Source organism: Acinetobacter sp. 16 (assembly GCF_033439925.1).
GTDB lineage: Bacteria > Pseudomonadota > Gammaproteobacteria > Pseudomonadales > Moraxellaceae > Acinetobacter > Acinetobacter junii.
In genome coordinates this window covers 88,258-100,394 of record NZ_CP137746.1, presented here as the reverse complement: position 1 = coordinate 100,394, position 12,137 = coordinate 88,258, and the positions used below count along the sequence as shown (strand labels likewise).

Here is a 12,137-nt window from a genome sequence, read left to right as displayed (position 1 = left end):
TTTGATCCTAATGGGTTTTAATTGCATTAACTGCTTCTAAAAAAGCTTTTTTAGAAAACATCTCTAAATAAAATAGGTTATAACCTTTTAATCTAAGACAGTAGTATTGATATCCTGTTATCAATATCTCGCTAATGACCAATATAATAGCAGATGTCATTCCAGCGCCATACGGTAATATTAAAATTGTAAGTAAAACACTTAAAACAGCAACATATAGTTGATTTTTAAAGAATAAGTGATCCATCCCCAAGTTAACCATCAACAACACGCCAAAGACAGTACTATAAAGAATTAAAATTAAAGTAAAGCTAAGTATCCATAAAATTGGAATTGCATCAAGAAATTGTGACCCGAATAGAAGATGAAGCATAAACGGCCCCACTATAATCGCTCCAATAAACAAAAGAATCGCCATAAAATTAAAAATTGGCATCAATTTTTTGACAAAAAGAATTCCCTCATCAACATTCTCAGATATTTTTTGCGAGACAATTGGATAGATAAGCTGTGTTATTGGCATAATTGCAAATACTTTCGCGATATCAATCAATTTCATCGCAGAACTATAGAGCCCAACATCCCGATTACTACAATAAATTCCAAGTAATAGCGTACTAGTGGATGTATAAAAACTGATTACAACTGAAGAGAAAAACAACATTTTCCCTTCTTTCAAAAAACTAATAACTTCTTTTAATCTAACTTTTAAAATTTTAATTTCGTATTTTTTTACACATATAAAAAATAGGATAATATTCGTAAAAAAGATAACACTATATAAAATTATAGCATAAAGAAGATAATCTTCTTTCTCTTTTATGAAAAGTAGAATACATACAACACTTGTAATCTTAAGTAATACATTAACAATCGCAACTAATTTCAAATCTTGCTTATATTGAAAAATCCAATTTTTATCAAAAAAAGCACCTAGTACTGCTATATACGAAATACATGTTAAAAACCAGTTATACTTAAGATCTGGTATAAATAATAGTGCAATTAGTAAGAAAGGTAATGTTAGGACGAGTAAAAGAAGTTGGCTCTTAAAAACCAAGCTAAATGTGAGACTCAAGTCATTAAGTTGATTTTGCTTTCGGATAGCTGTTAATGAAAAAGAATAATTCACCAATAAAATAAGATAAGATATATACGAAAATATATAGCTTATCAGTCCAATTTTTTCTACACCTAATGCTCTAGAAACCAAAGGAATTGTAATAATAGGTAAGGCATAGTTTAATATTTGAACTACACCTAAATAAGAAAAATTTTTCAGAATTTTATTTGTTTTCATAGAAGATTAAAACAACGCAGCATCTGTTAATCTACTTGCATTTTCATCTTTCTCAGTTAGCTTTAATGACGTTCCTTCTTCAACAGGCCAATCAATCGCAAGATCTGGATCATTCCATACAATACTTCTTTCACACTCTTTAGAGTAATAATCTGTGGTTTTATATAAAAACTGAGTATTATCTTCGAGTGCAATAAAGCCATGTGCAAAACCAGCAGGAATCCAAAACTGTTTGTGATTATCGCCTGTAAGCTCAAGCCCTACCCATTCACCAAATGTTGGGGAGTTTTCACGGATATCTACTGCTACATCCCACGCTCGGCCCTGTACTACACGCACTAGCTTCCCTTGCGCATGCGGATTAAGCTGATAATGCAAACCGCGCAATACGCCTTTTTGTGAAAACGAGTGATTATCTTGTACAAATTGTGGCACATCTAAATCACGCTCAGTAAGCGCCTGCTCAAAGTTTTTTTGGTTAAAACTTTCCATAAACCAGCCACGGTCATCACCAAATACACGCGGCTCTAAAATGAGTAAACCATTGATTTTAGTTTCAATAATATTCATTACGACAATATCCAGTGTAGTCTATATGCAAGGCATCATGTTGATTTAGATAATGACTTGATTACATTTATTTTGAATGTTCTTGATGCAATTTTAACAAGTACTGACCATATCCAGTTTTCTTAAAAAATTCACCACGTGCTTTAAGTTGGTTTAAATCGATCCAGCCATTGTTAAAAGAAATCTCTTCTAAACTGGCAACTTTTAAACCCTGACGATGCTCAATGGTTTGTACAAACTGACTCGCTTCAATCAGTGAATCATGTGTACCTGTATCTAGCCATGCAAAACCTCGGCCAAGTACTTCTACATTTAGTGCTTGTTGCTGTAAATAAATATTATTTACGTCGGTAATTTCAAGCTCCCCGCGATGTGATGGTTTAATATTTTTGGCAATCTCAACCACCGAATTGTCGTAAAAATACAAACCCGTCACTGCATAATTCGATTTTGGCTGCTCTGGTTTTTCTTCAATACTTAAAGCTTTACCCGATGCATCAAAATCGACCACACCAAAACGCTCTGGATCACTCACATAGTAGCCAAATACTGTTGCACCCGTCTGTTGCTCGGCTGCACGCTTGAGCTGCTGCCCAAAACTTTGACCGTAAAAAATATTGTCACCCAAAATTAGGGTGACATTATCTTGACCAATAAACTCTTCGCCCAAAATAAATGCTTGAGCAAGCCCATCAGGAGACGGTTGAACTTTGTAAGAGAGTTTGATTCCAAGCGCCTCACCTGTTCCTAAAAGTTTTTCAAAATTTGGTAAGTCTTCTGGGGTAGATATGATTAAAATTTCACTAATCCCTGCCAGCATAAGCACAGACAGTGGATAATAAATCATGGGTTTGTCATAAATTGGGAGTAGCTGTTTTGACGTTCCCATAGTAATTGGATACAAACGTGTGCCTGACCCACCCGCAAGAATAATGCCTTTGCGTTTTATTTGACTCATGGAAGAAGTTCCTCTAATACTTGTGCTACACCTTGCTGCCAATGTGGCAGGTGTAATTTAAAATTTTGTTGTAACTTATCTGTATTTAAACGTGAATTTAAAGGGCGCTTTGCTGGTGTTGGGTAAGCTTGTGTTTCTATGGGATTCACTTGTTTTAAGATCAACGGTTGATTATGTTCACGTGCCTGCGCAAACACAAATTGAGCATAGTCATACCATGTTGTTTCGCCTGTAGGCGCTAAATGGTAATGACCGTGCAACAGTATTTTTTGTTCATCCGACTGTAAAGTATAATAGCGAATAGCTTGAGCCGTGACATCTGCAATCAGTGCTGCTCCAGTAGGTACACCAACTTGATCTTGGATGATATTCAGCTCTTCTTTCATTTGCGCCAATTTGAGCATGGTCTTAATGAAATTATTTCCTCGCGCCGCATAGACCCAACAGGTACGGAAATTTAGAAATGAAACTCCGCTTTGCTCTAAAGCAAGCTCACCGTCTCGTTTAGTTTGACCATACAAATTAACTGGGGCAGTTTGGTCATCCTCTTTCCATGCCAAAACACCTGTGCCATCAAACACATAGTCTGTTGAATAATGGATCAACAATGCACTATGCTTTTGACATTCCTCAGCCAAATGTTTAACCGCTAAAGCATTGATAAGATGTGCCTGTTCAGCATCAGATTCAGCCTTATCTACAGCGGTATAAGCGGTTGCATTCACGACGATATCTGGGCGAATTTGTTCAAAGGCTTTTGAGATTTCTGCAAAGTTTGCAACATCACCACACCAACCCTCAGGGTTTGCTTGACGATCTAAAGCAATCACCTCTCCAAGTGGTTGGAGTGCACGCTGTAACTCCCACCCCACTTGGCCATTTTTTCCTAACAACAGTATTTTCATAGTATTACGCAACTTAATTTGTTTCTTCTGCAACCTGATACTGTTGATTGATCCAATTTTGATATTCACCACTTTGGATATGTTGAACCCACGCTTGGTTATTCAAATACCACTCAACGGTTTTTCTTAAACCCGTTTCAAAACTTTCTTCAGGCACCCAACCAAGGTCTTTTTGAATTTTGCTTGCATCAATTGCATAGCGTAAATCGTGACCAGGGCGATCTGTCACATAAGTGATGAGGTCTTCATAACGTGCTAAACCTTCAGGTTTGTTTGGAGCAAGCTCTTCTAAAAGTTCGCAAATTGCTTTTACCACATCAATATTTTTTTGCTCGTTGTGACCGCCAATGTTGTAAGTTTCACCCACTGCTGCTTCTGTGACTACTTTATAAAGTGCGCGGGCATGATCTTCTACATACAACCAGTCACGAATTTGTGTACCGTTTCCATATACAGGTAGCGGCTTACCCGCCAGTGCATTTAAAATTACCAGCGGAATGAGTTTTTCAGGGAAATGGAACGGCCCATAGTTGTTTGAACAATTGGTCAGTACAACTGGTAAGCCGTACGTGCGGTACCATGCTCTAACCAAGTGATCCGAACTGGCTTTGCTGGCAGAGTAAGGTGAACTTGGAGCATAAGGTGTTGTTTCTAAAAACAGATCTTCTGTACCTTCTAAATCGCCATACACTTCATCTGTTGAAATATGATGAAATCGAAATGCTTGTTTTTTATTTTGATCTAGTTGATTCCAGTAATGGCGTGCTGCCTCAAGTAGTTGGTAGGTACCAATAATATTGGTTTCAATAAACGCCGCAGGGCCAGTAATTGAACGGTCGACATGCGATTCAGCAGCTAAATGCATCACAGCATCGGGTTGGAAATTTTCAAATAATTCATCTAAAGCAGCACGATCACAGATGTCAGTTTGAGAAAATGTGTATCGCGGATTTTTAGCAATACGTGCTAAAGATTCTAAATTTCCTGCATAGGTGAGTTTGTCGACATTTAATACTTCGTTTTCTGTATTTTCAATAACATGACGAACAACGGCTGAACCAATAAAACCAGCACCGCCTGTTACCAATAATTTCATACTTTTCCTATGTTTTTTGAATTCTCATGAATTAAAGTAAATAAGTTTTACTTTTTCAAAGAGACCGTGATTAGATCACGTATTACAGTTTATCCAATATTTTACCTTGGCTTTAATGTTAATAATATTAAAAAGCCAAATCACTTTAATTAAATAATACAAGATAGTCTATTCAAATATACAAAATCCTCATCAAAACTCTACTTCTAAAGGGAATTATCGTCTACAATTCTTTCAAATTTAGATTTTAAGTTAAAATGAATTACAAGCAAAGGGTTACATTGTGACATTTAAGAACACCCCCCTTATACTCTCTTTTCTAGTTTTCAGCCTTTCTGGCTGCGCTATGACTTCTGGTTTACAAACCTATGACCTACCAGACCAAGGTTACTATAAAACTGATCAAGGTGCTGAAGTCTCCGTTGTTCAATTAACACAATCTAATCTTCCGAAATCAGATAATAATCTGACGCAAAATGATACTGTAAACATTTCAGCTTTATTCAATAAAAATCATGTGCAATATAGACTTAGCGCAGGTGATGTACTGTCTATACAATTGTGGGCTTATCCTGAAATTACTCCACCAATTCAAGATGCAACAAACATAAAAGCTGTAGGTTATCCTATCGACACTAATGGATATATTTATTTACCTTTGATAGGAAAAATACGAGCTGCTGGACAAACGCTTCCTCAGTTTAATCAGTCTCTTCGTTCTGAATATTCTCGTTTTCTAAAAACACCTGATGTTGTAGCGCGGGTTTTGTCCTATGAAGGCAAGCGCTATTTTGTAAATGGACAGGTGCTTAAAAGTGGCCAATATACTTTAAACGATCAGCCGATTAGTATTTATACAGCCCTTAGTATGGCTGGTGGTGTAAATACAGAAACAGGAGACAACACTTCCATTCAACTTATACGTAATGGTAAGACCTTCAATCTGAATACATTAAGTTTAGAAAAGAAAGGCTTTTCATTACATAATTTACTCATACAACCAAATGATACGATTTATGTAAATACTAAACAAAATCAAAAACTTTATGTTATGGGTGAGTCCAGTCGCAGCCAAGCAATAGCGCTTCGAGATCAAGGCATGACGCTTAGTGATGTCCTCGGTGAAAGTGAAGGAATTAATCCTACTTCTGCAAGTGCAGCTCGTATCTATGTAATGCGTACTGACTTGAACAAAAAATCATCTACAATTTATCATCTTAATTTAAGTAGTTTCGGTAATTTAGCGCTAGCCAATCAATTTGAAATGAAGAAAAACGATATTGTATATATCGATGCAACTGGCTTAACACGCTGGCAACGAGTCATGAATCAAATTATTCCTTTCTCAAGTACCCTCTATACTTTTGATCAATTGGGTAAATAAAGATGCAAATTCGTAATATTTTAGTAATTTGCGTTGGGAATATCTGTCGTAGCCCTATGGCCGAGTATTTTCTCAAACAAAATCATCCAAATATTGACATAGAGTCTGCAGGAATCTCTGGTTTGGTTGGTCATTCTGCTGACGATAAAGCAATCAAATGTATGGATAGTTTTAACATTGATATGCGTCAACATATTGCAAAAAAGTTGAATGCAGATCACATAAAGAAAGCTGATTTGATACTTGTAATGAGTCAAAATCAACAAAAGCATCTTGAGCAAACATGGCCTTTTTCTAAGGGTAAGGTATTCAGATTAGGACATTGGCAAGGTAAAAATGTACCGGATCCTTATCAGCATGATCAAGATTTTTTTAATGAAACTTGTTTGAATATACAGTCATATGTATCTGACTGGAAATCACATATTTAATTTTACGTAGTTGCATAAACATGAGCCAAAACCAAAACCTCAACGACGATACAATTGATTTAAAAGAGTTATTTTTCTCTTTAATATCGCAATGGAAAATCATTGCGCTGTGTATTATTTTAAGCTTAATTTGTGCAGTATTATTTCTACGAACTACACCTGAAATTTACTCAGTTGATGCCTTAGTTCAAGTTGAAGATAGTAAAGGCGCTGCTTCTGCAGCATTATTGGGTAGCTTAGGAGATATTCCTGGTATTTCCGGTCAAAAGTCTTTAGCTGATGCTGAAAAAGAAGTCTTAAATTCTCGTATGGTTTTAGGCAAGGTGATAAGCAATCTAAATTTGGATATTCAACTAAAAGATAGTCAGGATGGTTTAATTCATCGTTTACTTTCAAATAAGCAACCACTAATAGAATATTCAAGTCAGGGAGTCTTTTTTTCTAAGCAAAACAAATCTTTTCATATCAAAAAATTAATTGTTCCTCATTATTATTTAGATAAACCTCTTGAATTACAGTTTCAAAAAGATCATAAATTCACCCTTAGTTATAAAGATAATATCATTTTTAATGGTACAACTGGAAAAGAAAGTGCTTTAAATGATGCTAAAGGTCAATGGTATGTTTATATCAATTCTTCTCAACCTTTTGAGCAAACATTTACTATAAGAAAGTTATCTTTACCAACAGCTGTTGATGCTATTAAAAAAAGTTATGCTGTAGCTGAAAAAGGAAAAATGACAGGGGTTCTAGGGTTAAGTTATCAAGGAACAAACCCACAGCATATTACTCAAGTTCTGAATAGTATTTTGGTAGTTTATCATGAACAAAATATTGAAAGAAAAACATTGGAATCAAAGCAAACTTTAAGTTTTCTAGATAAACAATTGCCTGAACTTCGTCAGCAGTTAGAAGATTCTGAAAGAAAGTTTAACCAATTTCGTGAGCAGAATAACACTGTTGATGTTACTCAAGAATCTGAATTATTCTTAAAACAAAACATCCAATTAGAAACAATGAAAACAGAGCTTGAACAAAAGCAAGCTGAAATGTCCGCAAAATATACTAATGATCATCCATTAATGCGGGAAATTAATGCTCAATTAGAAACTGTCAATAAAAAAATTGTAGAGTTAAACTCGACTTTGAAGCGTCTACCTGAATTACAACGCCAATACTTACAGCTTTATCGCGATGTTCAAGTAAATACATCTCTCTACACGAACTTATTAAATAGTTATCAACAACTTCGTGTTGCAAAAGCTGGTGAGATTGGGAATGTTCGTGTGGTTGATACTGCTGTTGAACCAATCAAACCAATCAAACCCAAAAAGCTAATTGTGCTTATTCTATCTATTTTTGTTGGTGGATTTATCGGTGTATTAATTGCACTTGCTCGCAATATGCTTCGTTCAGGTATCAAAGATTCATCTCAAATTGAAAATGAATTTGACTTACCTGTATATGCAACAGTACCTCGCTCCCCTGTTCAAGAAACTCGTATGAGTATTTTGAAAAAGAAAAAGAGTATTCCAATTTTAGCAGTGAAACAAAGTGACGATATTGCAATTGAAAGTCTGCGCAGTATTCGTACAGCGATTCATTTTGCATTAGCTAATGCAAAAAATAATATTATTACAATTTCTGGTCCTGCTCCAGAAATTGGAAAATCATTCATTTCTACAAACTTAGCAACTATCTTTGCTCAGAGCGGGAAGAGAATTCTTTTAATTGATGCTGATTTGCGTCGTGGTTACATGCATAAGTATTTTAACTTGGATGTGAAACCTGGCTTAGCTGATTTAATTAGCAATCAAGCTAATGTACAACAAGTAATTCATCAAACTAGCGTTGAAAACTTGGATATGATCACACGAGGCAAGAGTCCAGCATCCCCTTCAGAGCTGTTAAGCACTTCATATTTTGGTGAGCTACTAGAGCAATTGCGTACTCAATACGACCATATTATTATTGACACACCACCTGTATTAGCTGTTACTGATGGCATTATTATTTCTCAATACAGTGGTGTAAATTTAGTTGTTGCCCGTTATGCTAAAACACAAATGAAAGAGCTAGAATTGACATTGAATCGTTTCGAGCAAGCCAATGTTAAAGTCAATGGTTTCATTCTTAATGACATCCAACAAACAGTTGGTGCGGGTTATGGCTATAGCTATGCATATGCTTATACTGCACATAAGGATGATAAAGAAGATTAAAATTTTCATCCTAGAACGAAAAAACCGAGTACATTAGTACTCGGTTTTTTCGTTCTTTGGTTAAGCTAAATCGCTAAGAGTTGTTTAGGATAATATGCAACTCAATAGTTTTTATAAATTAATTGATTTGAATTTCACTATTACGGCGATACCCATCTACATAATACTCAAGTTGAAGTAATGCCCAATCAATATCCTGAGCAACAGCAGTCATTTGACTAAATCTTGTAAAAACGTCTTGTATTTCATGTAATGGATAAAATTTTTCAAAAGAACGTAAAATACGACGATGCTCAGTATATTCCGTATTTTCTTGGTCAATCAAAAGTTCTTCATAAAGTTTTTCACCAGGTCGTAAGCCAGTATATTGAATTTCAATATCCCCATCACCTGTAGGTGTTTCTCGAACTGTTAGACCACTCAAAGCAATCATTTGTCGAGCCAAATCCTGAATCCTTACCGATTCACCCATATCAAGTAGAAAGACATCTCCGCCTTGCCCTAAAGCTCCTGCTTGGATGACTAGTTGCGCAGCCTCTGGGATAGTCATAAAGTATCGTGTTACATCTGGGTGTGTTACTGTAACGGGACCACCTTTAGCAATTTGCTGCTTAAATAATGGTACTACAGAACCAGATGAACCCAGTACGTTACCAAAGCGAACAATACTAATTTGTGTAGATTTCTGAGTTTCAGCCATTGCTTGGCAATACAACTCTGCCATACGTTTCGACGCACCCATTACATTGGTTGGGCGTACGGCTTTGTCAGTTGAAATCAGGACAAAAGTTTCTACTCCTTTTGCAACCGCTGCATTTAAACAACTAGCTGTACCAACTGCATTATTTTTTAGCCCTGCGATCGGATTGCATTCAACTAAAGGTACATGTTTATAGGCAGCTGCATGATAAATTGTTTGAATTTGGTATTGCTCTATAATTCGCTCAAGCTTGTGCTGTTCTTGAACACTGCCTAATATTGGTACTATTGGGCAACTTGCAAGCGAATTGAGTTCCTTTTCCACACTATACAATGCAAACTCAGTTAATTCGAATAGAACTAAGAGCTTTGGTTGATTCTTAATGATTTGACGACAAAGTTCAGAGCCAATCGATCCACCAGCACCAGTCACCATGACCACTTTGCCACTAATATTTTTAGCTAATAATTCCGAAATAGGCGGTACTGGGTCTCGACCTAATAAGTCGATAATATCGACTTCCCTAATATCATTAATTTGAATATCTCCATTGACTAATTTAGTCAAATCTGGAAATTCAGTAATTTTTAAATGTGCTGGCTCTAATTGCTGAATAATATGTGCTTTCTTTTCGCGACCTACGGATGGTAATGCCAATAATACTTCTGCTACATGACGTTGCTTTAGACGACCCAATGCTTTTTTTAATGAATAAACTTTTAGACCACCGAGCATCTGACCTTGTAGAGATGGCGAGTCATCAATAAAAAAAACAGGAAGATGATTATCTGATCGAAATAAAGCTGCTGCAATTTGCTGACCTGCGTAGCCTGCACCATAAATTGCAATACGTTTCTGTTGATGTGCTACACCTAATGCATTATTCACTACAAAACGAATTAAAGCACGGCTGCACCATACCCAAGCAAACATCATGAAACCGAACATGATCGGAATAGACATTGGAATAAAAGCTGGTGTGGCAGTTTTCATCGCATATAAAGCAATCATCATGCAACATACAGCCAATGCCAACTTGACAATAAATGCTTCGTTAAAGGCTCGAACAATAAAACGATATATACCTAATCCCCAAAACAAAGTAATCGCAATTAGATCAAGATATATCCACCAAAAATCTAACCCTGACATAGCTTCGACATCAAAATTGAGCAAACGAATGACATAACACAGCCAAAATAAAATTGGTAACGCAATAATATCCAATAGCACTAAAAATGCTTGTTTGAATGGACGTGGAGCGGTATCAAGTTGTTCAATAATTTGTTTCACAAGGTATCTTCTGGGCAAAGGGGTACAAAATACGAGTCATTTGAGGATAAACGATGCTATCACATCATTTATCACATTTTTGGGACATCCCCTATTCAATCATTTGCTGTACTTTTTGAATTGCTTCTAACATTGTATTCATATTTTCATCACTCAGCGTGGGATGTACAAGAAACATTAAACTGGTTTCACCTAGTTTCTGTGCATTGACTAAACGCTGCTGCGGACGCCAAGGGGTATCATCAAAGGCATGTTCCAAATACACTTCTGAACATGAACCACTAAAACATGGCACATTTAAAGAATTTAATTCATGCATAATACGGTCACGCGACCAGCCTTCAGGTAATGCATCAGTATTCACCTGAACGTAACATTTATAATAAGCGTGTTGATAATCTACCGAAGGTTCATGGACTGTAAAGTAAGGAGACTTCTTAAATACATCAAAAAGTTGTTGAGCATTTTCATAACGCTTTTGCGTCCATTCAGACATACGGCGTAATTGAATACGACCGATGACTGCTTGCATTTCCATCATTCGCCAATTGGTTCCAAATGAATCATGCAACCAACGGAATCCTGGTGGATGCTGTTTATGGTAGATGCTGTCGTAATTCTTACCATGATCTTTGTAAGACCACATCTTTTTCCAAAGTTGCTCATCATGGGTAGTAACCATGCCACCTTCACCACCTGTAGTCATGATTTTATCTTGGCAAAATGACCATGCACCAATATGTCCGATCGAACCTGCTGCTCGACCTTTATACATCGCGCCATGTGCTTGCGCACAATCTTCAATGACATAAATGCCTTTTTCTTCAGCCAATTGCATGATGGGATCCATGTCACACATCCAACCTGCCAAATGCACACAGATAATCGCTTTGGTATTATCTGTCAAAACCGCTTCAATGGTACGGCGTGAAATGTTTTGAGAATCCAGCTCTACATCAGCAAAAATAGGATTTGCACCTGCTGTGACAATCGAACTAGCAGATGCCAAAAAGGTACGAGAAGTGACAATCACATCATCGCCCGCGCCAATGCCTAAAGCCTTTAACGCCACATCTAATGCCACAGTTCCATTGGCCAGTGCAACCGCAAACGGTGTGCCGACATAATGTGCAAATTCTTTTTCAAATTCACGACATTCTTGTCCTGTCCAATAATTAACTCGATTCGACAATAAAACCTGCTGTACCGCGTTTGCCTCTTCGGGCGTAAAACTTGGCCAAGGTTCAAATGCGGTATTTAACATTTTGTTCTTCCAAA

9 protein-coding genes and 1 pseudogene are annotated in these 12,137 nt (G+C 36.5%); 3 read left to right on the top strand and 7 right to left on the bottom strand.

Annotation, left to right across the window (positions count from 1 at the left end):
- Positions 1-7 precede the first annotated feature (7 nt).
- The 5 genes from R2H34_RS00490 to rfbB all read right to left on the bottom strand — a co-directional run bounded on the left by R2H34_RS00490 (position 8) and on the right by rfbB (position 4,829).
- The gene (locus R2H34_RS00490) at positions 8-1,300 is read right to left on the bottom strand and encodes an oligosaccharide flippase family protein (protein WP_318342373.1); all 1,293 of its coding nucleotides are present in this window, start codon (positions 1,298-1,300) and stop codon (positions 8-10) included.
- 6 nt (positions 1,301-1,306) lie between these two features.
- On the bottom strand, positions 1,307-1,870 hold the full coding sequence (gene rfbC / locus R2H34_RS00485) for a dTDP-4-dehydrorhamnose 3,5-epimerase (RefSeq protein WP_004988766.1): 564 nt from the start codon (positions 1,868-1,870) through the stop codon (positions 1,307-1,309).
- Between the two features lie 67 nt (positions 1,871-1,937).
- Complete coding sequence (gene rfbA / locus R2H34_RS00480) at positions 1,938-2,828, bottom strand: glucose-1-phosphate thymidylyltransferase RfbA (protein ID WP_279697355.1); 891 nt, start codon at positions 2,826-2,828, stop codon at positions 1,938-1,940.
- Positions 2,825-3,733 carry a dTDP-4-dehydrorhamnose reductase gene (gene rfbD, locus R2H34_RS00475; RefSeq protein ID WP_042891495.1) on the bottom strand — a complete coding sequence of 303 codons (909 nt, stop codon included), beginning with the start codon at positions 3,731-3,733 and terminating at the stop codon, positions 2,825-2,827. Before rfbD ends, rfbA begins: the two co-directional genes overlap by 4 nt.
- A gap of 13 nt (positions 3,734-3,746) precedes the next feature.
- The gene (gene rfbB / locus R2H34_RS00470) at positions 3,747-4,829 is read right to left on the bottom strand and encodes a dTDP-glucose 4,6-dehydratase (RefSeq protein WP_318342372.1); all 1,083 of its coding nucleotides are present in this window, start codon (positions 4,827-4,829) and stop codon (positions 3,747-3,749) included.
- Positions 4,830-5,112: 283 nt separating this feature from the next.
- On the opposite strand from rfbB, the gene R2H34_RS00465 reads away from it, so the two are divergent.
- From R2H34_RS00465 to R2H34_RS00455, 3 genes are read left to right on the top strand one after another with little or no spacing between them, the layout of a single operon-like run.
- A complete protein-coding gene (locus R2H34_RS00465) occupies positions 5,113-6,213 on the top strand; it encodes a polysaccharide biosynthesis/export family protein (RefSeq protein WP_042891491.1) in 1,101 nt (366 codons plus the stop codon).
- 2 nt (positions 6,214-6,215) lie between these two features.
- Positions 6,216-6,644, top strand: a complete 429-nt coding sequence (locus R2H34_RS00460) for a low molecular weight protein-tyrosine-phosphatase (RefSeq protein WP_042891488.1) — start codon at positions 6,216-6,218, stop codon at positions 6,642-6,644.
- A 20-nt stretch (positions 6,645-6,664) separates the two neighbouring features.
- On the top strand, positions 6,665-8,866 hold the full coding sequence (locus tag R2H34_RS00455; RefSeq protein WP_042891487.1) for a polysaccharide biosynthesis tyrosine autokinase: 2,202 nt from the start codon (positions 6,665-6,667) through the stop codon (positions 8,864-8,866).
- A gap of 118 nt (positions 8,867-8,984) precedes the next feature.
- Here the strand turns inward: R2H34_RS00455 and R2H34_RS00450 are convergent.
- Both R2H34_RS00450 and R2H34_RS00445 read right to left on the bottom strand, forming a co-directional pair.
- A pseudogene (locus tag R2H34_RS00450) lies at positions 8,985-10,652 on the bottom strand (polysaccharide biosynthesis protein); the annotation flags it as partial.
- Between the two features lie 298 nt (positions 10,653-10,950).
- Positions 10,951-12,123 (bottom strand): DegT/DnrJ/EryC1/StrS aminotransferase family protein, encoded by a 1,173-nt coding sequence (locus tag R2H34_RS00445; RefSeq protein WP_318342370.1) that lies wholly within the window; start codon positions 12,121-12,123, stop codon positions 10,951-10,953.
- Positions 12,124-12,137 lie beyond the last annotated feature (14 nt).